Origin of the sequence: Streptomyces sp. NPDC048462 (assembly GCF_043200175.1) — a bacterium.
In the GTDB taxonomy this organism is placed as follows: Bacteria; Actinomycetota; Actinomycetes; order Streptomycetales; family Streptomycetaceae; genus Streptomyces.
The window spans coordinates 51338-77457 of sequence record NZ_JBICXG010000032.1 but is presented as its reverse complement, the minus strand read 5'-3'; the positions used below and the strand labels follow the sequence as shown (position 1 = coordinate 77457).

The 26120-nt window shown below is 72.1% G+C and carries 21 protein-coding genes and 1 riboswitch; of the genes, 15 read left to right on the top strand and 6 right to left on the bottom strand.

Going from position 1 to position 26120, the window contains the following annotated elements; all coding sequences use genetic code 11:
• The first annotated feature begins 159 nt into the window (after positions 1-159).
• The gene (locus ACGFU6_RS34265; RefSeq protein ID WP_393616472.1) at positions 160-1044 is read left to right on the top strand and encodes a helix-turn-helix domain-containing protein; all 885 of its coding nucleotides are present in this window, start codon (positions 160-162) and stop codon (positions 1042-1044) included.
• Positions 1041-1244, top strand: a complete 204-nt coding sequence (locus ACGFU6_RS34260; protein ID WP_393616471.1) for a DUF397 domain-containing protein — start codon at positions 1041-1043, stop codon at positions 1242-1244. The genes ACGFU6_RS34265 and ACGFU6_RS34260 overlap by 4 nt, the downstream gene beginning before the upstream one ends.
• 91 nt (positions 1245-1335) lie before the next feature.
• Here ACGFU6_RS34260 and glyA read toward each other — a convergent pair whose 3' ends face one another.
• A complete protein-coding gene (gene glyA, locus ACGFU6_RS34255; RefSeq protein WP_393616470.1) occupies positions 1336-2619 on the bottom strand; it encodes a serine hydroxymethyltransferase in 1284 nt (427 codons plus the stop codon).
• A gap of 37 nt (positions 2620-2656) precedes the next feature.
• Positions 2657-2782: riboswitch (ZMP/ZTP riboswitch) on the bottom strand.
• A gap of 302 nt (positions 2783-3084) precedes the next feature.
• Here glyA and ACGFU6_RS34250 point away from each other — a divergent pair.
• A complete protein-coding gene (locus tag ACGFU6_RS34250; protein WP_393616469.1) occupies positions 3085-4995 on the top strand; it encodes a protease pro-enzyme activation domain-containing protein in 1911 nt (636 codons plus the stop codon).
• Positions 4996-5123: 128 nt separating this feature from the next.
• On the opposite strand, the gene ACGFU6_RS34245 is transcribed toward ACGFU6_RS34250, so the two are convergent.
• A complete protein-coding gene (locus ACGFU6_RS34245; RefSeq protein WP_393616468.1) occupies positions 5124-6176 on the bottom strand; it encodes a Ku protein in 1053 nt (350 codons plus the stop codon).
• A 116-nt stretch (positions 6177-6292) separates the two neighbouring features.
• Here ACGFU6_RS34245 and ligD point away from each other — a divergent pair, with 116 nt between their 5' ends.
• From ligD to ACGFU6_RS34210, 7 genes are all read left to right on the top strand, one after another.
• Positions 6293-7189 (top strand): non-homologous end-joining DNA ligase, encoded by an 897-nt coding sequence (gene ligD / locus ACGFU6_RS34240; RefSeq protein ID WP_393616467.1) that lies wholly within the window; start codon positions 6293-6295, stop codon positions 7187-7189.
• 199 nt (positions 7190-7388) lie between these two features.
• The gene (locus tag ACGFU6_RS34235) at positions 7389-9527 is read left to right on the top strand and encodes a HEAT repeat domain-containing protein (RefSeq protein ID WP_393616466.1); all 2139 of its coding nucleotides are present in this window, start codon (positions 7389-7391) and stop codon (positions 9525-9527) included.
• Complete coding sequence (locus ACGFU6_RS34230; RefSeq protein WP_393616465.1) at positions 9524-9853, top strand: zinc-ribbon domain-containing protein; 330 nt, start codon at positions 9524-9526, stop codon at positions 9851-9853. The genes ACGFU6_RS34235 and ACGFU6_RS34230 overlap by 4 nt, the downstream gene beginning before the upstream one ends.
• A 100-nt stretch (positions 9854-9953) precedes the next feature.
• Positions 9954-10772, top strand: coding sequence for a hypothetical protein (locus ACGFU6_RS34225; RefSeq protein WP_393616464.1), 819 nt, complete (start codon positions 9954-9956; stop codon positions 10770-10772).
• Positions 10769-12106: an ATP-binding protein gene (locus ACGFU6_RS34220; RefSeq protein WP_393616463.1), complete on the top strand. Its 1338-nt coding sequence runs from the start codon at positions 10769-10771 to the stop codon at positions 12104-12106. Before ACGFU6_RS34225 ends, ACGFU6_RS34220 begins: the two co-directional genes overlap by 4 nt.
• A gap of 109 nt (positions 12107-12215) precedes the next feature.
• Positions 12216-13595 (top strand): FtsW/RodA/SpoVE family cell cycle protein, encoded by a 1380-nt coding sequence (locus ACGFU6_RS34215; RefSeq protein WP_393616462.1) that lies wholly within the window; start codon positions 12216-12218, stop codon positions 13593-13595.
• A 46-nt stretch (positions 13596-13641) separates the two neighbouring features.
• Positions 13642-15102: a peptidoglycan D,D-transpeptidase FtsI family protein gene (locus ACGFU6_RS34210; protein WP_393616461.1), complete on the top strand. Its 1461-nt coding sequence runs from the start codon at positions 13642-13644 to the stop codon at positions 15100-15102.
• 72 nt (positions 15103-15174) lie between these two features.
• Here ACGFU6_RS34210 and ACGFU6_RS34205 read toward each other — a convergent pair whose 3' ends face one another.
• The 3 genes from ACGFU6_RS34205 to ACGFU6_RS34195 all read right to left on the bottom strand — a co-directional run bounded on the left by ACGFU6_RS34205 (position 15175) and on the right by ACGFU6_RS34195 (position 18339).
• Positions 15175-16104: a hypothetical protein gene (locus tag ACGFU6_RS34205; protein ID WP_393616460.1), complete on the bottom strand. Its 930-nt coding sequence runs from the start codon at positions 16102-16104 to the stop codon at positions 15175-15177.
• Between the two features lie 65 nt (positions 16105-16169).
• Positions 16170-17060, bottom strand: coding sequence for an ADP-ribosylglycohydrolase family protein (locus ACGFU6_RS34200; RefSeq protein WP_393616459.1), 891 nt, complete (start codon positions 17058-17060; stop codon positions 16170-16172).
• 157 nt (positions 17061-17217) lie between these two features.
• On the bottom strand, positions 17218-18339 hold the full coding sequence (locus tag ACGFU6_RS34195; protein WP_393616458.1) for a ferritin-like domain-containing protein: 1122 nt from the start codon (positions 18337-18339) through the stop codon (positions 17218-17220).
• Positions 18340-18517: 178 nt separating this feature from the next.
• Between ACGFU6_RS34195 and ACGFU6_RS34190 the strand changes: the two genes are divergently transcribed.
• From ACGFU6_RS34190 to ACGFU6_RS34170, 5 genes are all read left to right on the top strand, one after another.
• Positions 18518-19453, top strand: a complete 936-nt coding sequence (locus ACGFU6_RS34190; protein WP_393616457.1) for a diiron oxygenase — start codon at positions 18518-18520, stop codon at positions 19451-19453.
• Between the two features lie 106 nt (positions 19454-19559).
• Positions 19560-20312, top strand: coding sequence for a TetR/AcrR family transcriptional regulator (locus tag ACGFU6_RS34185; RefSeq protein ID WP_393616456.1), 753 nt, complete (start codon positions 19560-19562; stop codon positions 20310-20312).
• 17 nt (positions 20313-20329) lie between these two features.
• Positions 20330-20596 (top strand): hypothetical protein, encoded by a 267-nt coding sequence (locus tag ACGFU6_RS34180; protein WP_393616455.1) that lies wholly within the window; start codon positions 20330-20332, stop codon positions 20594-20596.
• Positions 20597-20718: 122 nt separating this feature from the next.
• Entirely contained in the window at positions 20719-23478 is a 2760-nt protein-coding gene (locus ACGFU6_RS34175) for a PQQ-binding-like beta-propeller repeat protein (RefSeq protein ID WP_393616454.1), read from the top strand.
• Between the two features lie 162 nt (positions 23479-23640).
• Positions 23641-24831: an NlpC/P60 family protein gene (locus ACGFU6_RS34170; RefSeq protein ID WP_393616453.1), complete on the top strand. Its 1191-nt coding sequence runs from the start codon at positions 23641-23643 to the stop codon at positions 24829-24831.
• Positions 24832-24884: 53 nt separating this feature from the next.
• On the opposite strand, the gene ACGFU6_RS34165 is transcribed toward ACGFU6_RS34170, so the two are convergent.
• Positions 24885-26120 (bottom strand): styrene monooxygenase/indole monooxygenase family protein, encoded by a 1236-nt coding sequence (locus tag ACGFU6_RS34165; RefSeq protein WP_393616452.1) that lies wholly within the window; start codon positions 26118-26120, stop codon positions 24885-24887.

Below are 26120 nucleotides of genomic sequence, written 5' to 3'. Positions count from 1 at the left end.
GAGATGGGCTGGTTCAGATCAAGCAGCGCCATCCCCGTAGCCAGCAGAATGGCCTGACAACATGCGTTTCTGCAACGTTGCCAACCGACATCATGCCGATTTTCCCTCTTTCGAGTAACCTCACCTCCTCCGAGCCGCCACTTTGCTAAAGGTGTCCTCATGCCTGCGCAACGCACCACTGCCACCCCGTCGACCGTCCTTGGGCGCCAACTTGGCGAGGAGCTACGACGGTTCCGGGAGACTGCAGGGCTGACAACTGCCCAAGCAGCAGAGGCGCTCGACTGCACCAAGGGCAAGATCAGCCGGATTGAGAACGGCCGCGTCGCGGTGCGGCTGCCCGACCTGGCAGCAATGCTCCACGCCTACGAGGTGTCTGATCCGGAAACTGCCGACCGCCTGAGCGCGTTGGCGCGCAAGGCCAACCGTCGACGCCGCGAGGGGTGGTGGAACCAATACGGATCAGTCCTGGCCGACACCTACCGGGACTACATCGCCCTGGAAGCGATGGCCGGTTCGATTCGTACGTTTCAGGCACAGCTCGTCCCGGGACTGCTTCAGACCCCCGAGTACATTCGGGCCGTGACCGTAGCTTCACAGCAGTGGAAGACAGCAGACGAGATCGACAAGTTCGTCCAAGTCCGCCTGGCTCGACAGGAACGGTTGGCGGACGAACAGCCGTTGCACGTGTGGGCTGTACTTTCCGAGGCGGTCCTCCTCCAGCAGGTTGGGGGAGCGGAAGTCATGAACGCGCAGTTGGAGCACTTGTTGGCCAGCTCCGAGAACTCCAACGTGACCGTGCAGGTACTGCCGTTCTCCCGTGGAGCCCATGCGAGTATGTTCGGCCCGTACGTACTGCTGGGATTTCCCGAGGAGGGCGCGCTCGATGTGGTTCTGGCGGACAACCCGTCGGGTTCCATGTGGCTGGAGCGCGAAGCGGACGTCGCCCGCTACCAGGACCTTTTTGATGCCGCGCGTACGTCCGCTCTCTCCCCGACAGAGTCTCGCACCATCATCCATCGTCGGGCCAAGGAGCACAGAGCATGAAAAGCGCACACCACAGTTCGCCGGACCTCTCGGGCGCGAGGTGGCGCACCAGCACGTACAGCGGCGGCAACAACGAGTGTGTCCAAGTCGCTGAAAACACCCCCCACCTCGTCCCTGTCCGCGACAGCAAGCGTCCGGCCGGTCCCGTGATCGCCTTCACCGCGGGCGCCTGGCGTGCCTTCGTCCGTGGGCTGGGCTGAGCCGCTCGCAGCGGCCGACAGGGCCAGCCACGCCTCCCGGGACGGGGCGGCGCCGGGTCCGTTCTTGGCGCCGCCCCGTCCCGGGCACGGGTTACGACACCGGCAGCCCCGGTGCCGGGTAGCCGTCCATCAGGTCCTTCACCTCGGCGCGGACCTTGGCGACGGCCGGTTCGTCGCCGGTGCGGGACGCGGTGACGGCGCGGTCGATCCAGCCCGCGACCGTGGCCATCTCCGAGGCGGGGATGCCTCGTGATGTGAGGGCCGGGGTGCCGATCCGGATGCCCGAGGGGTCGAAGGGCTTACGGGGGTCGTACGGGACGGCGTTGTAGTTCACGACGATGCCCGCGCGGTCCAGGGCCTTGGCCGCCACCTTGCCGGGGACGTCCTTGGTGGTGAGGTCGATGAGCAGCAGGTGGTTGTCCGTGCCGCCGGAGACGAGGTCGAAGCCGCGGGCGGCCAGTTGCTCACCGAGGGCGCGGGCGTTGGCCACCACCTCGTGGGCGTACGTCCGGAACTCCGGGGTGGCCGCTTCCCGCAGGGCTACGCCGATGGCTGCCGTGGTCTGGTTGTGCGGGCCGCCCTGGAGGCCCGGGAAGACGGCGCGGTCGATGGCGCGGGCGTGTTCGGCGCGGCTGAGCAGCATCGCGCCGCGCGGGCCGCGCAGGGTCTTGTGGGTGGTCGTGGAGACGACGTCCACGTGCGGCGCGGGCGAGGGGTGGGCGCCGCCCGCGATCAGGCCGGCGATGTGGGCGATGTCCGCGACCAGGACGGCGCCCACCTCGCGGGCGATGGAGGCGAACCCGGCGAAGTCGATCTCGCGGGGGACGGCCGTGCCGCCGCAGAAGATCAGCTTCGGGCGCTCCGTGAGGGCCAGGTCTCGGACCTCGTCCAGGTCGACGCGGCCGGTGTCTCGCCGGACCCCGTACTGGACACCGTTGAACCAGGTGCCGGTGGCGGAGACGCCCCAGCCGTGGGTGAGGTGGCCGCCCATGGGGAGGGCCATGCCGAGCACGGTGTCGCCGGGCTTGAGGAAGGCCAGGTAGACGGCGAGGTTGGCCGGTGAGCCCGAGTACGGCTGCACGTTGGCGTGGTCCATGTCGAAGAGCGCCCTGGCCCGTTCGGCGGTGAGCGTCTCGACCTGGTCGATGATCTGCTGGCCTTCGTAGTACCGCTTGCCGGGGTAGCCCTCGGAGTACTTGTTCTGGAGCACGGTCCCCGAGGCTTCGAGCACGGCCGCCGATACGTAGTTCTCACTGGGGATCAGGCGGAGGGTGTCGGCCTGGAGCCGCTCCTCGGCGGCGACCAGTGCGGCGAGTTCCGGATCTGCCGCCGCCAGGGCGGGGTGGCGGGGGTTCGAGGGTACGGATGCGGTCACGGGATCCTCCCGGGTCGGCCGCGTGCTGCGGCGTGGACCCGGATGCCCAGGCGGACGGCTCTCCGGCGATGACACCCCGGGCGGGCCCGGGGGGTGCCGCTCCCCCGTGGTCGATTCCACTGAGTACCCCGGTGAGGGGTACGCGCCAGTCGCGGCGTTCCGTACCTTACTGGGCCGCGGCCGCCGGGGCCCGGTATTCCGGCCGGCCCCGGCGCGGGGGTCGCCCGGCACTGTCCGGAGACACCCGGCGGGATCCGTTGATCTCCGGCCATACGGTGCGAACCTCCCCCACCGGAAAGGCCTTTGGCCGATTCTTGGTCATTACATGCCCCGTACATGAGGCGTTGCTCGCCAGAGTGGCGCATTACATGTGCACATCATTCGGCACATGCTCCGCACGCGAGACCCACATCGCAGGGGGTTACTTTGAGAATCAGCCGCGCCGGACGACGCGCCGGGCTGAGCATGGCAGCGACACTGCCACTGCTCGCCGGAGCGCTCGCCCTCGGGATACCCAACGCAGCAGCGGACTCCGCACCGAGCGGCAGGGATGCGCTGCAGGGCACCAAGCCGGCCTGGGCCACCGCCACGGCCGACCAGGGCGCCACGGCCGACAGCGGAAAGGTCGCCGTCCGGGTCCATCTCGCCGGGCGGGACGCGAAGGGGCTGACCGCCTACGCGGCCGCCGTCTCCGACCCGCAGTCGGCGTCGTACGGGAAGTACCTGAGCGCAGCGCAGGCGCAGGCACGGTTCGGGGCGACCCAGGACCAGATCGACCGGGTCAGCAAGTGGCTGAAGTCGAGCGGCCTGACCGTCACGGGCGCCAACCAGCACTACGTTTCGGCCACCGGTGAAGTCGCCCGGACCGAGAAGGCGTTCAGCACCCAGCTGCGCAACTACCGCAAGGGCGCCCACACCTACCGCGCCCCGGCCTCCACCGCTTCCGTGCCGGCCGCGCTGAGCGATGACGTGCTCGCCGTATCGGGTCTGGACAACGCGCCGCACAAGTCCAGCCACGACGAGGTGCTCCCGCCGCCGGACGCTGTGTTCCGCAACTCCGGTCCGACCTCGTCGTACTACGGGTCGAAGACCGCCTCCACCCTGCCGAGCGCGTACGGGTCCAAGGTGCCGTACGCGGTCAAGGGGTACACCGGCAAGCAGCTGCGCGCCGCGTACGGGGCGGGCAGCTACACCGGCAAGGGCGTGACCGTCGCGATCACCGACGCGTACGCCTCCCCCACCATCGCCGAGGACGCCGCCAAGTACGCCAAGCGCAACGGCGACGCCCGGTACAAGCGCGGGCAGTTCAGCCAGGTGCTGCCGGACGACTACACGAAGACCGAGGAGTGCGGGGCCTCCGGCTGGTACGGCGAGGAGACCCTCGACGTCGAGGCCGTGCACGCCGTCGCGCCCGCCGCGGACATCGTGTACGTGGGCGGCGCGTCCTGCTACGACAACGATCTGCTGGACTCGCTGAACAAGGTCGTCGACCACCGGCTCGCGGACATCGTCTCCAACTCGTGGGGCGATGTCGAGGCCAACCAGACCCCCGACCTGGCGCTCGCGTACGACCAGGTGTTCCAGATGGGCGCGATCGAGGGCATCGGCTTCTACTTCTCCTCCGGTGACGCCGGCGACAACGTCGCCTCGACCGGCACGAAGCAGATCGACGTCCCCGCGAACTCCGCCTGGGTGACCTCGGTCGGCGGTACGTCGCTGGCCGTCGGCAAGCACGACGCCTACAAGTGGGAGACCGGCTGGGGGACCACGAACGCTCCCCTGTCGGCCGACGGCAAGAGCTGGAAGGGGTTCCCCGGCGCCTACACCTCGGGCGCGGGCGGCGGCACCAGCTCCACCGTGGAGCAGCCGTTCTACCAGCGCGGCGTCGTGCCGGACTCGCTGGCGAAGGCCAACGGCAAGACCCGGATGCGCACCGCTCCGGACATCGCGGCCGTCGCCGACCCGAACACCGGCTTCCTGGTCGGCCAGACCCAGACGATGCCCGACGGATCGCTGGGCTACGACGAGTACCGCATCGGCGGCACCTCGCTCGCCGCTCCGGTCATCGCCGGAGTCCAGGCCCTCTCGCAGCAGGCCAACCGGGGCAGGCCGCTCGGGTTCGCCAACCCGGCGATCTACGACCGGTACTTCTCGAAGGCGTACCACGACGTGACGGACCACCCGCTGGGCGCCGGGCACGGCCTCGCCGTCGCCCGGGTGGACTTCGCCAACGGGTACGACGCGGCCGACGGTCTGCTGACCTCGGTGCGGAGCCTCGGCAAGGACGCCTCGCTGTCGGCGGTGCGTGGCTACGACGACGTGACGGGTGTCGGAACTCCGGCCCCCGGATACGTGAGCTCCTACCGCAAGCACTGATCCTCTGATCAGGTAGCGGGAGCGGGAGTACACGGACGAGTACACGGACGGCCGTCCCGGGGCGCGAGCCCTGTGACGGCCGTTCGGCCGTCCGGGAAGCGGTCGGCGTGGCCGGTGAGGCGGCCAGGTCAGGCCGAGGTGCGTTTGCGCGGGGCGCTCTTCGCACCGGTCCGCTTCTTCGCCGCCGTCTTCTTGGCCCCCGTCTTCTTGGCCCCCGTCTTCTTGGCCGTAGCCGTCTTCTTCGCCGTCGACTTCTTCGCGCCCCCGGCCGTCGTTTTCTTCGCCGTCGTCTTCTTCGCCGTCGTCCCGGCAGCCGTGGACTTCTTCGCGCCCGACGACTTGCGGTCCGCGATCGAGGTGACCTTCGCGACCGGCGCGTCCTCGCCGTCCCCCTGCGCCCCGCCCGTGCGGGCCTCCTTTGCCGCCCGGACGCTGCTCTCCAGGGCCGCGACCAGGTCGATCACCTTGCCGCCGGTGTCCTCGGGCTCCGCCCGCAGCGGCACCTCGCCGGCGACCTTGGCGGCGACGAGCTCCTCGACCGCCTCCCGGTAGTCGTCGCGCAGCGAGTCCATCTCGACCTCGCCGAGCGTGGCCATCAAGGCGTCGGCCAGGTCGAGTTCGGCGGCGCGCACCTTCACGCCGGTGTCCGGGGCGACCCCCTCGGGGGTTCGGATCTCGTCCGGCCAGAGCAGGCCGTGCATCGCGATCACGTCGTCCACGACCCGCAGCATCCCGAGGCGCTCGCGCCCGCGCAGCGCGTACTTGGCGACGGCGACCTTCCGGCTCCGCTTCAGCGCCTCGCGCAGCAGGGTGTACGGCTTGGCGGCCGGGACCCCGTTGGCGGAGAGGTAGTAGGCCGCGTCCATCTGGAGCGGGTCGATCGAATCGGCCGGCACGAAGGCGACGATCTCGATCGTCTTGGCCGTCGGCAGCGGGAGCGAGCCGAGGTCCTCGTCGGTGATCGGGATCACCGAGCCGTCCTCGTCCTCGTAGCCCTTGCCGATCTCGGCCGCCGTCACCTCCTCCCCGTCCAGCTCGCACACCTTGCGGTAGCGGACCCGGCCGCCGTCGGTGAGGTGGATCTGGCGGAAGGAGACCGCGTGGTTCTCGGTGGCGTTGATCAGCTTGACCGGGATGCTGACCAGGCCGAAGGAGATGGCGCCGTTCCATATGGACCTCACCGGTCACCCCTTGCGTCCGCGATATCTGCCGGGACAGTCAATTCCGCCGAGACAGTCATTGATGTGTACAAGCCGCCACAGATCCGGATTGACGGATTACATGTGATTCTTATCGTATGACGCCGATCACAGAGGTGGAGGGGCGACGCCTGACGCTCAGCAATCTGGACAAGGTGCTGTATCCGGCCACCGGCACCACCAAGGGCGAGGTGCTGCACTACTACGCGGCCACGGCCGCCGAGGCGCTGCTGGCGCATCTGCGGGAGCGGCCCGTGTCATTCCTGCGCTATCCGGACGGGCCGGACGGGCAGCGCTTCTTCACCAAGAACCCGCCCCCCGGTACGCCGTCCTGGGTACGGACGGCGCCGGTGCCGCACCACGGCAACGAAGCGGCCAGGCAGCCCGTCGTGGGGGATCTCGCCTCGCTGATGTGGTCGGCCAACCTGGTGGTGGAGTTCCACACCCCGCAGTGGCGGGCCGGGTCGCCGGGAGTGGCCGACCGGCTGGTGTTCGACCTGGACCCGGGAGAGCCCGCGAGCGTCGTGGAGTGCTGCGAGGTCGCCCGCTGGCTGCGGGAGCGGCTGGCCGGGGACGGTCTGGAGGCGTACGGGAAGACCTCGGGCTCCAAGGGGCTGCACCTGCTCGTACCGCTGGAGCCCACGCCGTCCGAACGGGTGTCGGCGTACGCCAAGGGGCTGGCCGTGCAGGCGGAGCTGGAGCTTCCGGACCTGGTGGTACACCGGATGAAGAGGGCGCTGCGGCCGGGGAAGGTGTTCGTCGATTTCAGCCAGAACGCGGCCGCGAAGACGACCGCCACCCCCTACACGCTGCGCGCGCGGGCCGAACCCTCCGTGTCCGCCCCGGTCACCTGGGCGGAGATCGAGGAGTGCCGGGAGCCCGGGGAGCTGGTCTTCCTGGCCGGCGACATGGCGGAACGGCTGGCGCGGTACGGGGATCTGCTCGGGCCGCTCAACGAACCGGGCCGGGGGCGTCCGATTCCGGACACGGCGTAGCTTCGGAGCGCCGCGGCCCCGGGGCATACCGCACCACTGCCATTGTTGTCATGTCCAATGGTAAAAGGCCGCATGTGGCGGGTGGATTGTCGTAGCGGTGGTGCACACTCTGCGCAAGACACTGCTTCGTGGTGACGGCCTCACCCGCGACGCCGCCGGCCATCGTGGGTGAGGTTGTAAGGCGTGGGGAGGCGATGGCGTGTTCGCGGGGATCGACGAGGTCGACTGGGCCTCGATGGAGCATGCCTACGGGCCTGCCGATGATGTGCCCGGCCTGCTCCAGGGCCTCGCGTCCGCCGATCCGGCGGAGCGCGAGGGGGCGCTGGACGGCATGTACGGGGCCGTGCACCACCAGGGTGACGTCTACGCGTGCACCCTCGCCTGCATTCCCTTCCTCTTCGAGCTGGTCGTGGACCCGGCGGTCCCGGACCGGGGAGGCATCGTCGAGCTGCTCACCAGCATCGGCGGCATCGACCTCGACGAGGACGACGAGGACGAGATAGACGAGGACGAGATCGAGGGCGCGGCGAACTACGCGATGGCGGCGGCGGCCGTCAGCGCGGGCGCCGGGGTGTTCTTCGCGCTGATGGCCGACGACGACCCGGGGGTGCGGGTCTCCGCCCCGCTGGCCCTGGCCACCCTGCACGGCAACCCCGCGCGGGTCCTGTCGCTGCTGCGGGAGCGGCTCGCGGTGGAACCGGACGAGGAGGTGCGGCTCGCCCTGGTCGAGGCGGCGGGGCGGGTCGCGCTGCGCCACCGCCCGCTGACCGACCAGATAGCGGACTGGCTGAGCCGGCTGGCCGCCGAGGCGCATCCGCCGGGGCTGCGGCTGGCGGCCCTGGCCCAGCTGGCACGCTGCGCACCGCAGGCGCTGCCGGGCGATGTGGTGCGGGTGGTGGCTGGGCTGCTGCGCCAGCTGCGCTCGTCGCCCCCGGCGGGGGGCACGGAGCCGGGGTGCCGGGGTACGGAGGCGCACAGCGAGCCGGAGCCGGCCGGGACCGAGGAGCGGGCCGCGCCGGTGACGCTGGTGGGGCAGTTGCGGGCGATGTCGGCAGAGGAGAGCGCGGGCCGCACGGCGCCCTGGACGGCCGATCTGCTGCGCACCCTGCATGTCGGTCTCGACGACCGGGTCGCCGAGCGGACGGCGCTGCTGACCGATCAGCTGTGCAGCCCCGACCGCTGGCAGCGCATCGACGCGGTGCGGATGAGCAGTGGCCTGATCCGGGCCTGGCGCGGTTCCTACTCGGAGCTGGTGCGGCTGGTCGGCGAGCAGCTCGGTGCGGCCGAGCCGAGGCTGGCCGAGGCCGCGTCGCACGTCCTGGAGGAGCTGTTCGGGCTGGCCGCACCGGCCGCCGACGCGCTGGCGGCCCGGGTGGCGGCGGATCCGGGCGCCTGGGTGAAGGAGTGGGCGAGCGGGCCGCCCGGCCTCGGCAGCCCGGTGAAGGCGCTGTCGCGGCTGGGCGACGCCCGTGCCGTGCCCGCGCTGGCCGCCGCGCTGGAGCGGCCCGAGGTGCCGCACGACGTGGGGTTCGCCATCGGCTACCTGGGGGCGGCGGCCCGTCCGCTGGCCGGTGCGCTGCGGCGCAGGCTCGGTGAGGTGGGCCTCGACGAGGGGGCGTACGACCGGGCGAGCCCGCTGCTGGCCGGGCTGACGGCGCTGCGGGCGGGCGAGGCGGCGCCGGAGGTGCTGCGGGTGCTGCGCGGGGCTCCGGAGTACCGCGGCGAGTGGCTGCGCACGGCGGCGCTGCGGGCGCTCGGCTCGTTCGGTCCCGCCGCGCGCTGTGCGGTGCCGGAGCTGCGGGCGATGATCCGGCGTCCCGGCACCTCGGCGGCCACGGAGGCGGCCGAGGCCCTCTGGGCGGTCGACGGGGACGCGTCGGCCGTGCTGCCGGTCCTGATCGAGGGGCTCCAGGCGGAGCACGCGCACGAGCGGCGGGCGGCGGCGAGCGCGCTGGGCCGGCTCGGGGCGCGGGCGGAGGTGACGGCGCCGCGTCTGCGGGCGCTGCTGGGGCACGAGGAGCTGTGGCTGCGGGTGGACGCGGCGATCGCGCTGTGGGAGGTTTCCGGGCGGGCCCGGGAGTCCGTTCCGGTACTCCTGGCGGCCTGGGAGCAGAACCGCCATGTCAGGGTTCGGGTGGCCGAATGCCTGGCGCGGATGGGGGCCGCTGGTGCAGGGTCGGACGCGGCACACGTGCTGCGCGCCGAGCTCGCCTCCGTACGCCGTCACAACGCGATGGACGGCGGCTACGGCAGCCATGACACATACGAGGACGAGAAGCTCCTGGCGCTCTGCCGCCGGGCGCTCATGGGTAATACGGGGAAGGGACCCACAACATGATCATTTTCGGTACGCGAGGCTATCTCTACCAACTGGCCGTCATGACGATGGTCTGCGGCTGGTGCGGGAACCCGTCCGCGCACACCCTGCGCAAGCGGGTCACGAAGTTCACGCTGTTCTTCGTGCCGCTGTTCCCCTTCTCGACGAAGTTCGCCACGCAGTGCACCTTCTGCGGTGGTGAGCAGCAGATTCCCAAGGAGCAGGCCGAGCAGCTGATGGCCCAGCACGTGGCGTCGCAGGGCGGCAACCCGTTCGGACAGTCGCAGCAGCAGCCGGGCTCGGTGCCGGGAGCGCAGGGCCAGGGCCAGAACCCGTATCAGCACTAAATACGCATAAGAGACTTCCTTCCGAATAAGGTCGGTGGAGCCGGGGCCGTGCGCGAGCGCGTGCCCACCGGCTCGACGGACCTCGGGAACGGAGAAAGCCATGCGTGCGCAGCACCGGGCGCGGCCCCGCGCGGCGGCGCTGCTGGCCGGCGCCGCCCTGCTGGCCGGATGCGGCACCGGCGGCGGGCTCAAGAGCACCGGGCCGGCCCCGGCCGCCATCGGCCCGGCCCGGCTCTGGCCGGAGCTGCCGCCCGCCTCCGCCGCTCCGTACGACTACGGCGAGGGCGAGACCGCGCACATCCCCGGCATCACGGTTCCGGGCGGCGACGTGCACCGGCTGGACCCGGTGGCGGTGGTGCGGGCGGGGCTGAAGGCACGCCCCGACCGGGCCAGCGGTACGGACGAGCTCCCGGCCTCGGCGGTCCGCCGGATCAACGCCTGCCGGACCGCGCCGGACGACTGCCCGGTGCTCGCGCCGTACTACCGCGATCTGACCGGCGACGGCAAGGACGAGCTGGTCCTCGCCGTCAAGCTGGCCGACCGCCAGCTGTCCGTGCGGGTCTACATGCCGGAGCCGAGCGGGCTGACCCGGATCATGTCCACCTCGGACGCGGTGATCAGCGTGGAGCTGGCCGGCCGGGACCTGATCATGCGGGCGCCGTCGGCCATCACCGGGTACGAGTACCGCACGGCCTGGTCCTGGGACAGCAGGCAGCGCGCCATGCTGCCCACCCAGGACGGCATCCTGCGGATGACCCCGCAGCCGGAGCCCGGCCGGCGGCAGCCGCCGGGCCCCCGCCCCTCCGAACGGCCCGGCGAGCTGCCCTCCGCCGCCCCGACGGCGGCGCCGCCCACCGCGCTGCCGACCGCCGCACCCACCGCGGCGCCCTCGGCGGCCGTGTCGGTGGAGCGCCGGTGAGCCGGCGGCGGGCGGCCCCCGGCCGGCGCGGGCTGCGGATGCCCGCCTGGACCGCGACGCTGACCTGGAAGTCCGCGGTCTTCATCACCGTGATGTGCTGCGTGCTCGCGGCCCTGCTGGGCGTGCTGGTGCACACCGCGGTCACCCGCCAGACGGTGGGCCACGCCCGCGAGAAGGCGCTGGCCCGGCTGGCGGACGTCACCGCCGCCTACGAGGCGGGCGAGGCGCTGCCGCCGCGCGCCGGTCTCGATCCGCCGGGCCTGCCCGCGTCGCTGCGCGAGCTGGCGGTGGCCGGGGAACGCGGCACCATGGTCGCCGAACGCCTCGGCCATCCGACGATGTGGGCCGCCGCCCCGGCCGACGGCCACGCGCTGGCGACCCGGATCGACTACAGCCAGAGCGCCCGCACGATCAACGGCCTGGACGGCGCGATCATCGGCTCCTCGCTGCTGGCGATCGGCGCCACACTGCTGGCCGGCGGGTTCGCCGTCACCCGGGTGACGCGGCGGCTGCACCAGACCGCGCGGGTGGCCCGCCGGATCGGGGCCGGCGACCTCGACGCCCGCGTCAACGACCCCCGTACGGCCGATCCCTCGCGGCGGCAGGACGAGGTGGCGATCGTCGCCGGTGCGCTGGACACGATGGCCTCGGCGCTCCAGCGCAAGCTGCTGACCGAACAGCGCTTCACCGCCGATGTCGCGCACGAGCTGCGCACCCCGCTGACCGGCCTGTCCGCCGCCGCGGAGCTCCTGCCGCCCGGCCGCCCGGCCGAACTGGTCCAGGACCGGGTCCAGGCGATGCGCGCCCTCACCGAGGACCTGCTGGAGATCTCCCGGCTCGACACCCGCACCGAGCAGGTCGATCTGGATGTGTACGAACTGGCGCCGCTCGCCCGGCGGGTGGTCGCCGCGTCGGACACCGGCACCGGGGCCGAGGTGGTCGAGGACGGGCCGCCGGTGCGCGTGGAGACGGACCGGCGGCGGCTGGAGCGGGTGCTGGGCAACCTGATCAGCAATGCGCACCGGCACGGCCGCCCGCCGGTCGTGCTGACGGTCGACGGGCCGGTGGTGACGGTGCGCGATCACGGCGAGGGCTTCCCCGCCTATCTGACGCAGGACGGCCCGCAGCGCTTCCGTACCGAGGGCGGCAGCAAGGGGCACGGCCTCGGCCTGACCATCGCGGCCGGGCAGGCCCGGGTGATGGGCGCCCGGCTGGTCTTCGAGAACGCGGCGGACGGCGGGGCCCTCGCGCGGCTGACGCTGCCGGAGTACGTACCCGGCGAGGACGAGGAGGACGACGACGAGGCCGAGAAGCCGCCCGGCTCCCGGTCCTGACGGCCCGCCACCAAAACCCGGGTCCTGACCACCGCCGCTGCGGGACCCCGCGAACCTCCATGCTGGGACATAAGGGAAATAGTCCCCACCTCTTGCTACGTTGCGTGGCATGACCGCAACGACAGCGGACGCACCCCCGCCCGAGCTGCGCCTGCCCAAGCGGCGCGGCGTGGAACTCTCGCTCCTGTTCGGGGCCGTCCTGATCTCCGTCTACGGCTACGCCGCCGTCGGTCTGGCCAGGAACGACGCGGTCCCGCCCGATGTCGCCGGGTACGGCGGCGGCCTCGGCCTGCTGGCCCTGCTCGCCCATCTCGCCGTCCGCTTCCGCGCCCCGTACGCGGATCCGCTGCTGCTGCCCATCGCCGTACTGCTCAACGGCCTGGGCCTGGTGCTGATCTACCGGCTCGACCTGGAGACCCCGAAGGACCAGGCCGCGACGACGCAGCTGGTCTGGTCCACGCTCGGCGTCGCGTTCTTCATCGCGGTGGTGGTGTTCCTGCGCGACCACCGGGTGCTCCAGCGGTACGCGTACCTCTCGGTCGCCACCGCTCTCGTCCTGATGATCGTGCCGATCTTCTTCCCCGCGGTGAACGGCGCGAAGATCTGGATCCGGGTCGGCGGATTCTCCTTCCAGCCGGGCGAGTTCGCCAAGATCCTGCTCGCCGTGTTCTTCGCCGCCTACCTCGCGGCGAACCGCAACGCCCTGGCGTACACCGGCCGCAGGATCTGGAAGCTGCAGCTGCCCACCGGCCGGGTGCTCGGCCCGATCGTGGCGATCTGGCTGTTCAGCGTCGGCGTGCTGGTCCTGGAGCGCGACCTGGGCACCTCGCTGCTGTTCTTCGGCCTGTTCGTGATCATGCTGTACGTGGCGACCGGCCGGACCGGCTGGATCGCCGTCGGGCTGCTGCTGGCCGCCGTCGGCGCGTTCGCCGTGGGTTCCTTCGAACCGCACGTGCACAGCCGGGTGCAGGACTGGATCGACCCCTTCGCCTCCATCGACGCGGGCCAGGGGCCCAGCCAGCTCGCCCAGTCGCTGTTCGCCTTCGCGGCGGGCGGGATGCTCGGCACCGGGCTCGGCCTCGGGCACTCCATCCTCATCGGTTTCGCCGCCAAGTCCGACTTCATCCTGGCGACAGCGGGCGAGGAGCTCGGCCTGACCGGGCTGACCGCGATCTTCATGCTGTACGCGCTGCTGGTGGCGCGCGGCTACCGGGCCGGGCTCGCGCTGCGCGACTCGTTCGGGCGGCTGCTCTCGATCGGCCTCGCCTCGATCCTGGCGCTCCAGGTCTTCGTGATCGCGGGCGGCGTGATGGGGCTGATCCCGCTGACCGGTATGGCGATGCCGTTCCTCGCCCAGGGCGGTTCGTCCGTGGTCACCAACTGGATCATCATCGCGCTGCTGATCCGGGTCAGCGACCAGGCCCGCAGGCCCCACCCCGACCAGGTGGAGACCGGAGTCATCGCGCCCATCCTGGAGGACGAGCTGTGATCCCGTACGCACCGACGTACGCGCCGACCGCCCGGGGAGCCCGGCCGTGATCCGTTACATCCGGCGCGCCGCCGCCTTCTGTCTGCTGCTGCTCGTGGCGCTGCTGCTGAACGCCGCACGCGTCCAGGTCTTCGAGGCCCCCTCGCTCGACGACAACTCCGCCAACCGCCGGAACACGATCGACCGTTACGACCGGGCGCGCGGCAACATCCTGGTCGACGGCAAACCCGTCACCGGCTCGAAGGACACCGGCGAGCAGCTCGCCTACGAGCGCACCTACCGCCACGGCCCGCTGTACGCCCCGGTGACCGGATACGCCTCACAGACGTACGGCACCACCCTGGTCGAGAACGCCGAGGACGAGATCCTCTCCGGCACCGACCCGATGCTCGCCCCGATCCCCTTCTGGAACGAGATCACCCGCAGCCGGCAGCCGGGCGGCGATGTCGCCACCACGGTCAAGGACTCCATGCAGCGCGCCGCCTACGAGGGGCTCGGCGGCCGGCGGGGCGCCGTCGCGGCCGTCGAGCCGACGACCGGCAAGATCCTGGCACTGGTCTCGACGCCCTCGTACGACCCCGGACGGCTCTCCGGCACCGGTTCGTCCGTCACCGACGCCTGGCGGGAGCTCAACGCGCAGACCAGTCAGCCGATGCTCAACCGGGCCATCCGGCAGACCTATCCGCCCGGCTCCACCTTCAAGATCGTGACGGCTGCGGCCGCGCTGGACGCCGAGGTCGTGACCGACCCGGACGCCGCCACCGACTCCCCCTCCCCCTACGTCCTGCCGGGCACCTCGACGACCCTGCCCGACGAGGCGAGCGGCTGCGCCGACGCGTCCCTGGCCGAGGCGATCCGGGTCTCCTGCAACACCGTGATGGCCCGGCTCGGCGTGCGCGTGGGGCTCGACGGCATGGTGGAGGCGGCCGGAAAGTTCGGCTTCAACGACACCGGGCTGAAGATCCCCTCCGGAGTGGCGAAGAGCAACTTCGACACCGACATGAGCGACGACCAGCTCGCCCTGTCCTCGATCGGCCAGTTCGACACCACGGCGACTCCGCTCCAGATGGCGATGGTGGCCTCGGCCGTGGCGAACGGCGGCGAGCTCAGGTACCCGCACCTGGTGGACCGTACGACCACGCACAGCGGCTCCACCGTCCGGACCACGGGGTCGCGCACCTACCACCGGGCGATGGATCCGCAGACGGCGACGGAGCTGCGGCAGATGATGATCGACGTGGTGCGGGACGGCACCGGCGGCAACGCGGCGATCGACGGGGTGACGGTCGGTGGCAAGACCGGCACGGCCCAGCACGGCATCGACAACACGGGCACCCCGTACGCCTGGTTCATCTCCTGGGCGCAGGCGCGGGACTCGGCCCGGCCGGCCGTCGCGGTCGCCGTGGTCGTCGAGGACGCCGCCGCCGACCGGGCCGACATCAGCGGCGGCGGCAGCGCGGCGCCGATCGCACGGTCCGTCATGGAGGCGGCGCTGGGGACGGACTGAGGCCCGGCCTCCGGGCCCCGCGCGCCGGCCGCCCGTCACACCCGCGTGAACACGGCTCCATGCCGAGGGTGTTCACCCCGCGACAGAACTGCCCGGTGATCCGGCCGGTCCCCCGGCGGCGGTGATCGGCTTGCGCGACTCGGCCCTGACCCGCGCGGTGTCCAGCGCCGCCTTGCCGAGGTCGACCTTCTCCGGGTCCTGGCTCGCGGACTCGGGCGTGACGACGGCGACGAACGCGGCCGTGTTGCCGTCGCCCCAGGCGCACATGGGAAGAGTGCTGGTGACCCCACCGCCCTTGGACCGCATGACCTGGCAGGACACGGTGATTCCGTACCCGTCGGGGGTGAACTCCCTGGCGGGTACGGCGACGGTCATGCCGTCCGTCTGGGTGGCACCCTCCAGGATCTTGTCCCGGGAGAACTCCGGTTTCTTGATCCGTCCCCACAGACCGGAGACGATCAGGGTGCCGCCGGAGGACGAGGTGTACTGCGTGACGACGGCCTTCGCGTCGCGGATGCTCGGGTCGTAGGTCTCCTCGATCTCCCGGCCGTCGGTCGAGGAGGAGTCCTTGAGCAGCGTGTACTCGTCGTCCAGCAGCTTCTTGGGGACGGTGAGCCGGTACTCGGCCGCCGGGAAACCCCGGCCGGCCACGGCCTGCCCGGCGTCGGCCAGCTTGGAGACCCCGAACACGATGCCGCCGGCCACCACCAGCGCGCCGACGGTGATCCCGACGATCAGCCCGGTCCGCCCCTTCCGGGGCGGCGGCGGTCCCTGCGGGAAGCCGAACGGCTGCTGCGGCGGCGGCCCCTGCGGATACCCGAAGGGCGGCGGGCCCGGGACGGGCTGCTGGGCGTACGGGCCCTGCGGGGCGTAGGGGCTCTGCTGACCGTACGGAGCCTGCTGGCCGTACGGGTTCTGCGGGGGCTGCGGCGGCGGCCCGTACGGGCCCTGCGGTGCTCCGTACGGGCCCTGCGGCGGCTGCGGCGGCGGCGGCGTGGTCATGGCGCCCAAGTTACGTCATGCGCACGAACACCATTTCGAACTCTCGAACCCCGGGGCCGGCCGGTTCAGTTCAGCGGCTCGCGACGCCGGAGCCACTCGTCGGGCACGCCGCCGACCCCGACCGCGGCGCCGACGACCCCGCCCGTGATGGCGCAGGTGGTGTCCACGTCCCCGAACCCCTCGGCCGTCGCCCAGAGCGCCGCCTCCAGGTCGTCCCGGTGCCGGGCGGCGGTCCACAGGGCGAACGGCACCGTGTCGTCGGCGCGGATACGGCTCCCGTTGCCGAGCAGGTCGGCGGCGCGCCACGGCTCGGTGTCGAAGGGCAGTCCGGCGGCTCGCGCCAGCCCCTCGCGCACCGACCCCGCGGGGGTCCGCGCCACGACCTCGTCCAGCGTGAACTCACCCCGCACCGCCAGTGCGGCGGCGACCGCGACCGCCACCGCGCCCGCGATTCCCTCGGGGTGGGCGTGGGTGACCTCCGCCTGCCGCGCGGCCTGCCCGGCGGCGTGGCCGACGTCCCGGTGGAACCGCGCCCCGAGCGGTGCGACCCGCATCGCCGCGCCGTTGCCGAAGCTGCCGCCCTCGAACAGCCCGGGGGCCAGCGTCCGCCAGTCGCCCGGTGACGTCAGCAGCTGGGGCAGCAGCATGTGCATGCCGTGGCCGTACCCCCGCGCCCGGTCGGCGTCGAAGGCCAGGGCGAAGGAGAGCGCGAGCCGGTCCTGCTCGACCTCCCCGCACTCGTCGAGCACCTGGTGGAGCGCACGGGCCAGGGCGGTGTCGTCGGTCCAGTTCCACACGGGTTCCGGGGGTGTGCGGCGCGCCCTGACCTCGTTGTACGCCTGCCGGGGCGCCCGGAAGAGCGGGAACCACCGCTCCCCGAAGGCGTCCCCGAGCGCCAGCGCTTCGAGACTGCGGCGGGCGGCGACGGGGTCTGCTTCGACGGTCGTTGGGGCCATGGAGCCATCCTGGTCCCCCGGTCCGGTGCCGTACAGCCGTTTTCGACCGGAACGTCTCCGTCCGCAACGGTGGCATCCTCCGGCGCCGGGCCGGCCGCGTGATCGGTCTCCTCGCTCATACGGCCGACTCCAGGGCGTCGTTCGGGGAGTCAGGACGTCACGACTCCGTCGGACCCGCCGCCCCGCCGTCCGCGATGGCCTCCGCGACCTCCGCCACCCGCTCCTGCTCCTCGACCGCGAAGCGGTCCCGGTCCAGTTGTTCGGCGATCTCCTCGTCCTGGGCCATCAGCAGGTCCAGGCTGGAGTCGCCCAGTTCGAGGACGCCCATGTCGACGTACGCCTTCTGGAGCCGTTCGCCCCACAGGCCGATGTCCTTGACACACGGAACGATCCGGCTGAAGAGGAGCTTGCGGAACAGCTGGAGGAACTCGGAGTGCTCGGAGAGCTCCTTGGCCTCCTGCTTGCCGATGCCGAAGTTCTCCAGCACCTCCACCCCGCTGAGCCGGTCGCGCATCAGGTAGCAGCCCTCGATGACGAACTCCTCGCGCTCGCGCAGTTCGGCGTCGCTCAGCTGCTTGTAGTAGTCGCGCAGCGCCATCCGGCCGAAGGCCACGTGGCGGGCCTCGTCCTGCATGATGTAGGCGAGGATCTGCTTGGGCAGCGGCTTGGTCGTCGTGTCCCGGATCATGCCGAAGGCGGCCAGCGCGAGGCCCTCGATGAGGACCTGCATGCCGAGGTAGGGCATGTCCCAGCGGGAGTCCCGCAGGGTGTCACCGAGGAGCCCCTGGAGGTTGTCGTTGACCGGGTAGAGCATGCCGATCTTCTCGTGCAGGAACCGGCCGTAGATCTCCGCGTGCCGGGCCTCGTCCATGGTCTGGGTCGCGGAGTAGAACTTGGCGTCCAGGTCGGGGACGGACTCCACGATCCGGGCCGCGCAGACCATCGCGCCCTGCTCGCCGTGGAGGAACTGGCTGAACTGCCAGGAGGTGTAGTGCCGGCGCAGCTCCCCGCGGTTCTTCTCGGTCATCTTCGACCAGTGCGGGGTGCCGTACAGGGTGAGTGCCTCGTCGGGGGTGCCGAGCGGGTCGGTGGGATCGACCTCCAGGCTCCAGTCGATGCGTTTGTTGCCGTCCCACTGTTTGTCCTTGCCCTTCTGGTAGAGGGCGAGGAGGCGTTCGCGGCCGTCGTCGTAGTCCCAGCTGAAGCGCGCTGCTCCGGAGGCGGGAACGGTCCACAGTGGCTGGTCCGGGGCGGTGGTGTAGAGGTCGTGGGTCGACATGGACGGCTCCTTCGCCTCGCATGCTTCGACAATTCACTTGCCGGTTGGCTCAGTTGGCAGGTTCACATGTTGGTAGACGCCGGGTCAACAAGTCGTGCGCAAGGGATTGACGAGCTTGCTGACAGAAGGTCTCATAAGGAGTGACCGCCGGTAACCCAGGTGTGAGGTGCCTCCAGCCATGACGACAGTGACCGAACGCGATGTGCAGTTGCTCCGTGACGCACTCGGCCCGCTCCGGGACCGCGAGCAGATCGCGGAACGGCTGCTGGAGGCCTCGGCCAAGCACTCCTTCGACCCCGACAGGGAGATCGACTGGGACTCGGCGGTCGAGGACGGCAAGTGGTTCTGGCCGCCCGAGCTGATCTCCCTCTACGACACCCCGATGTGGCGGAAGATGTCGCTGGAGCAGCAACAGGACCTGGCCCGGCACGAGGCGGCCTCGCTCGCCTCGCTCGGCATCTGGTTCGAGATCATCCTGATGCAGCTGCTGGTCCGGCACATCTACGACAAGCCGGTGGTCAGCAACCACGTCCGCTACGCGCTCACCGAGATAGCCGACGAGTGCCGGCACTCGATGATGTTCGGCCGGATGATCACCTGGGGCGGGGCGCCCTGCTACCCGGTCCCCCGCAGGTACCACAACCTCGCCCGGGTGCTGAAGACCATCTCCACCACGCCCGGTTCCTTCGCTGCCACCCTGCTCGGCGAGGAGATCCTCGACTGGATGCAGCGGCTGACCTTCCCCGACGAGCGCGTCCAGACCCTGGTGCGCGGTGTGACCCGCATCCATGTGATCGAGGAGGCCCGGCACGTCCGGTACGCCCGCGAGGAACTGCGCCGCCAGATGGTGACCGCGCCGCGCTGGGAGCGCGAACTCACCCGGGTCAGCTGCGGCGAGGCGGCCCGCGTCTTCTCCGTCTGCTTCGTCAACCCCCAGGTGTACGAGAACGTGGGCCTGGACCGCCACGAGGCCGTGGCCCAGGTGCGGGCGAGCGGACACCGCGCGGAGGTCATGCAGTCGGGCGCCAAGCGGCTCACCGACTTCTTCGACGACATCGGGGTCCTCAACGGCGTGGGCCGCAGGCTGTGGAAGAACTCGGGCCTGCTCGCCTGACGGCGGTGACTGCGGCTGTGGCTGTGGCTGTGGCTGTGGCTGTGACGGCGACGTCGGCGGTGACAGCGACGTTGACGGTGACCGGACAGCCCTTAGGGTTGCGGGTATGACCCCTGCCGCAGGCGCGCCGCCGCAGCGCGCTTACCGAAGGCTCAGCGTCGAGGAGCGGCGCACCCAGCTCCTCGGTGCGGCTCTCACCCTCTTCGCGCACCGGGCCCCCGACGAGGTCTCGCTCGACGAGGTCGCCACGGTGGCCGGCGTCTCCCGGCCGCTGGTCTACCGCTACTTCCCCGGCGGGCGCCAGCAGTTGTACGAGGCGGCCCTCAGGTCCGCCGCGGAGGAACTGATCCTGTGCTTCGCCGAACCGCCCGTGGGCCCGCCCACGGAGCGGGTGACGCGCGTCTTGGACCGCTACCTCGCCTTCGTCGACCAGCACGACGCCGGGTTCAGCGCGCTGCTGCGCGGCGGCAGCGTCGCCGAGACGTCCCGTACCGGCACGATCGTCGACGAGGTACGGCGGGCGGCCGCCGACCAGATCCTCCTGCACCTGGGCCGGGGCGCGGGCAGCGAGCCCGGACCTCGGCTGCGGATGATGGTGCGCACCTGGATCGCGGCCGTCGAGGCGGCCTCGCTGATCTGGCTGGACGAGAAGAAGCAGCCGGCCGCGTCCGAGCTGCGTGACTGGCTCGTCGACCAGTTCATCGCACTCCTCGCGGTGACCGCGGCCACCGACCCGGCCACCGCGGCCGCCGTGGCCGAGCTGCTGCCCCTGGAAACGGCGGCGGGACCGGCCGGCCGGCTGGCGGAGCGGCTGATCCCGGTGGTCGGCGAGGCGGCGCATCTGCTGCCCCCGGGCTGATCGGTCAGACTGGGGCGGTGAGAAGCGAGAACGTCCCCTTCACCGGCGGCCCGCTGGACGGGCGGGCCCTGCCCGTGCTCGTCGGCGCCACCGGCCACCCGCCCAAGTGGTACGAGGTCCCGGTCCCGGACGCCGAGGGCGGACCCGCCACCGTGCACTCCTACCGGCGGGTCCCGGCCGGGTACACCAAACGGCTGGGCATCCAGCGCGGCTGGGTCTACGAGTACGCCCCCGGCGGCCGTGAGCGCAGCGGACCCAAGTGGCCCTGGTCGAAGCCTGGCTGAGCGGTACCGGGTGAGCAGGGGTGGAACGGTTCGGGCGGCCCGTGTACCGGCCGGACCGAGCAGGTGCCGGGCGGTCTAAGATCGACGGTCAGGTCCGAGGACGGTCACATAGGGGGTGCGCCATGGAGGCGCTGCGTCAGGACGATCCACACCGCTTCGGCCCGTACACGGCGCTGGTGCGGCTGCGTGAGACGGCCGCGGCGGTGCAGTACCTCGCCCGCGGGGCGACCCCGCAGGACCTCGCCGTGATCACGGCCGCGCGGCCCGAGCTGGCCGCTCTGCCCGCCTTCCGGCGGCACTTCCAGGCGGAGGCCGGGACCGCGGACCGGCTGGCCGGCGGCTGGGTGGCCGCGCAGCTCGAGACCCGCACGGACGGGGACCAGGACGACGAGCTGCTGTGGACGGCCGCGGAGTACGTGCCGGCGCTGACGCTCGCCGAGGCGATCGAGACCGCCGGGCCGCTGCCCGAGCGGGCCGTGCGGATACTGGGCGCGGGCGTCGCCGAGACCCTCTCCCGGGTGCACGCCACCGGAGCCGTGCTGCAGGGGCTCGCCCCCAGGACGGTGCTGCTGGCCGAGGACGGGCCTCGGCTCACCGCCTTCGGCCCGCTGGGCGCGGCGGCCGACGCCGAGGCGCGGCCGGGCGGACAGCTCTCCGTCCGGCTCGGGTACCTGACCCCGGAGCAGATCGAGGGCGAGGAAGCCGGTCCGGCCTCCGACCTCTTCGTGCTGGGCCTGCTGCTCGCGTACGCGGCGACCGGCAGCACCCCGCTGGCGGACGGCCCCGCGACGGAGGCCGCCGAGCGGATCGCCCACACCGACCCCGAACTGGCCTCCGTGCCGGACGCGTTGCGCGAGCTGATCGGCCGCTGCCTGGCGAAGGACCCGGCGGACCGGCCGACCGCGGGTGCGGTGGCCGCGGAACTGGCCCTGGAGGGCGCGGCCGGGCTCGCGAAGGGCGGGGACTGGCTGCCGGCCACGCTCTCGGCGGCCGTGACGGAACAGGGCGTGCGGGCGCGGGCGCTGGAGACGGCGCCGCCCGTCATCGAGGACACCGTGCCGGTGACGGACGCGGCGGGGACGGCCGGCGCACAAGCCCAGGCGGCCCCGGACGCCCCGGAGGTCCCCGCGGCCACCGATGTCCCCGCGGCCACCGACGTCCCCGCGGCCACCGACGTCCCCGCGGCCACCGATGTCCCCGATATCCAGGACGCCGTGCCGCCGGCGCTGCCCGCCGGCAACGGGGCCGAGGAGTCCGCGCCCCACCGGGACACCCGGACCGCCCAGTTCGGGATCATCGACCCCCGTTCCCTGCGGCCCGATCTGGCTACGGCCCAGCTCTCGCTCAACCGTGAGCTGCCCGGCCCCGCCGGACCGCCGGCCGGTCAGGCGCCCCAGCAGCAGCCCCCTCATTCGCCCCAGGCGCCCCAGAACGCCCAGCCCCAGCCCTACTCGGGCCCCTCGGCGCCCTTCCCCAGCACGGCCCTCCCGGTGCCCTACGCTCCCCAGCCCGCGCCCCTCCCCGCTCCCTTCCCGCTCCAGGCCGCTCCCGAGCGCCCCTCGCCCGGCCGCCGGAACCTGCTGATCGGGGCGGCGGCCGGGGTCGTCGGGCTCCTCGTCGGCGGTGGCGCGGTGGCCGCGCTCGGTTCCGGCGACGATTCGAAGACCACGGACGACGCCAAGCCCGCCCCGAGCCGCAGCGGGGCCACCGTCGCCGGACTGCCGCCGCAGCCGCGCTGGGTCCACGCGCACCCGGCGTCCGAGCCGGTCCCGCTGACCGCCGCGCTCTGGAACGACCGGCTGCTGGTGCTCACCGACGCGGCCCACGCCACCGCCATCGACCTGGGCACCGGCCGCCGGGTCTGGCAGAACGCGGACGCCGCCAAGGGCCAGGCCGCCCTGCCCGCCGGAAAGGACCTCTGCTTCATCGCCGGTCCGGACGAGTTCCTGTGGCTGTCGGCGAAGGACGGCAAGGTCGCCCACCGCCTGGCGTACGCCGACGGCTTCGAAGGCGCTCCGGGCCTGAAGGTGCGCACGCTCGTCGGCGCGTCCGGATCGACCGTCTGGCTCACCGGCTCCACCCAGTCCACCGTGAAGGCGCCCAAGCCCAAGAAGGGCAAGAAGCGCGGCAAGGACAAGGTGGTCGTCAAGTCCTACCTGTTCGGGTACGACATCGAGCAGCGCAAGGAGCTGTGGCGCACGGCGGTACCCACCGGTCGCGGCCCGGCGGCGCCGGTGTACCGGCTGATCGCGGCGGGGCCGGACGACCTCGTCGTACGCCAGGACCACCTGTCGCTCACCCCGGCGGACGTGAAGGCCGCCAAGGGCAAGGGGATCTTCCGCAGCTTCGACCGGAAGACCGGGAAGTCCAGGTCGACCGAGGCGTTCGGCGGCGTCACCCCCGACGCGGCGGCCGTGGGCGACGAGGACGGCGTGCTGTACGCGGCGGTCGGGGACGATCTCCGCGCCTTCGGCCTGTCCGACCGCAAGCCCAGGTGGACCCTCAACGGCTCGGGCGGCTCCCGCTTCGGGACCCCGGTCGAGGCAGGCAAGCTGCTGCACACCACCAACAGCAAGCTGGAGGTGGGAGCGGTCGACCGGGAGACGGGCCGGCTGCGCTGGCAGCGGTCGACGGAGGGTACGGGCCCCGGCCGGGCGCCCACCGTCACCGTCAGCGGCGGCGGGGCGACACTGTTCGCCGCGACCTCCGGACAGGTCACCGCGTTCGCGGCCGCCGACGGGCGGCGGCTGTGGAAGTTCCAGGACATCGGGGACCAGGACCCGAAGGGCGCCACGGTCACCGCCGCCTACCAGGTACTGCCCTACGGGAAGACCGCCCTCGTCCGGCGCGGCCGGGCGGTCTACGCGTTCCCGGTCGACTGACCGCAGGGCCGGAAGGCGGCACGCGACCGCCGCCTTCCGGGGGACCGGACCGCCGCCACGCACCTCGGTTCTTGAATCACCTGACGGCAGGTGAGCGTATAGAGGCATTGCGCTCACTTATGGGGTAGTCCCACGATTCACCCCGCTATCGGAGGTGATGTCGTGCCGGGCAGTGTTCTGCGCTCCGTCTGCACGGCGGCGCTCGCGGCCGTCGTCGTGACCTCTCCGGCCGCCGCGCTGGCCGCACCCTCCCCCTCGCCCGCCCCCTCCCCGGCGGCCGACGCGGCGGCCGGCCCCGCCCCGGAAGCGGCTGAACCGCCCGCCGGCGCCGCCGCGCTGCTGGTGGAACTGCAGAAGCTGTACCAGCAGGCCGAGGAGGCCACCGAGACCTACAACGGGACGGCGGCCGAACTGAAGAAGCGGACCGCGGAGGCGAAGAAGCTGGACGCCGCCCTCGTCACCGCCCGCCTCTCGCTGTCGCGCGGCCGCGACGCCACCGGGCGCCTGGCCCGCGAGCAGTACCAGGGCCGTTCCGACTTCTCCTCGTACCTGCGGCTGCTGCTGTCCCGCGACCCCGCGCAGGCCCTGGACCAGGGGCAGGTCATCCAGCGGCTGGCCGCCGGGCGGGTGGCGGCCGTGAAGCGGCTCACCGGGGCGGAGAAGCGCGCCGACGAGCTGGCGAAGGAATCCCGCAAGGTGCTCGACCGGCAACAGGTGCTGGCCGCACGGCAGAAGAAGGAACGCGACTCGGTGCGCGGCCGCCTCAAGGAGGTCGAGGGCATGCTCGCCACGCTCTCGGCGGACCAGCTCACCGAACTGTCGGGCCTTGAGGAGCAGGGCACCGCGAAGGCCCAGGAGAAGCTGGTCACCTCGGGCGCCCTGTCCTCGACCCGGCCGCCGTCCGAGGAGGGCGGCGAGGCGGTCCGGTACGCGGTCCGGCAGATCGGCAAGCCGTACGTGTGGGGCGCCGAGGGGCCCTCCTCGTTCGACTGCTCCGGGCTCACCTCGCAGGCCTGGGCGAGCGCCGGCCGCACCATTCCGCGTACGTCGCAGGAGCAGTGGCGGCAGCTGCGGAAGGTGTCGGTGAGCGCGCTGCGCCCGGGGGACCTGGTGATCTACTTCCCGAAGGCCACACACGTGGCGCTGTACATCGGCAACGGGCTGGTGGTGCAGGCGCCCCGGCCGGGCTCCCTGGTGAAGGTCTCGCCGCTGGCGTCGAATCCGCTGCTGGGCGCGGTCCGGCCGGACCCGGAAAGCGCCCCGCAGGCCACGTACAAGGCGCCGGAGCTGCCCCAGGGAGCCTCCGGAGGCTCGGACGAGGGGTACAGCGTCTCCACCGCGCCCACCGGATGACAGCGCACCCGCTGGACGGGCCGGGCAGGGTCCGTCCAGCGGGTGGAGAGCGCTCAGGCCCCGGACACCGAGGCGAGGTAGGCGTTCGTCTTCTCCGGCTCGAAGAAGAAGTTGTCGAAGTCCGCCGGGTCGTTGAACCCGTTGGCGAAGCGGTCCGCGACCGGCTGGAGCCGGCCGCCGGCGCCGATCAGGTTCAGCACGTGCTCCGGCGGGACGCCGAGCATCGCGTTCGTCCACTTCACGACGTGCTGGGCGGTGTCCCAGTAGCGGTCGAACGTGGACTGCATCCACTCCGCGTCGAACTCACGGTCGCCGCGCTCGATGATCGAGTCCAGGTAGGCGTTCGCGCACTTGGACGCCGAGTTGGAGCCCTGGCCGGTGATCGGGTCGTTGGCGACGACCACGTCCCCGACACCGAGCACCAGGCCGCCGCCGGGCAGCCGGCCGATCGGCTTGCGGACGGTCGGGGCGTAGCGGCCCGCCAGGGTGCCGTTGGCGTCGGTCAGTTCGACCTTCGTGGCGCGGGCGTACTCCCACGGCGTGAACCGCTCCATCAGCTCCAGCGTCTTGGCCAGGTGCTCCGAGGGGTCCTTGATGCCCTGGAAGACGTCGAGCGGTCCGCCCGGCACACCCTCCCAGAACAGGATGTCGGCGCGGCCGGACGTGGTCAGGGTCGGCATCACGAACAGCTCGCCGACGCCCGGGACCAGGTTGCAGCGGACCGCGTCGAACTCGGGGTGCTCGGGGCGCGGGCCCATGCCGTGGACGTACGCGACGGCCAGGGCGCGCTGCGGGGCGTCGAACGGGGAGCGGGACGCGTCCCGGCCGAACATGGAGACCAGCTCGCCCTTGCCCGCCGAGACCATGACCAGGTCGTAGGTGCGGGAGAAGTAGTCCAGGTCCGAGACGGCCGCGCCGTGGATGACGAGCTGTCCGCCGCGCTGGGCGAAGGTGTCCATCCAGCCGGCCATCTTCACGCGCTGGTCCACGGACTGGGCGAAGCCGTCCAGCTTGCCCACCCAGTCGACGGCGCGCGAGGAGTCGGGCGCGGCGACCGAGACCCCGAGGCCCTCGATGCGCGGGGCCTGGGACTCCCAGAAGTTGAGCTGGTAGTCCCGCTCGTGCTGGAGCGCGGTGTGGAACATGCACTGCGTCGACATGACCCGCCCCGAACGGATCTCGTCAGCGGTGCGGTTGGACATGAGGGTGACTTCGTACCCTCTGGACTGCAGTCCCAGGGCGAGCTGGAGCCCGGACTGGCCGGCTCCGACTATGAGTATCTTCCGCAT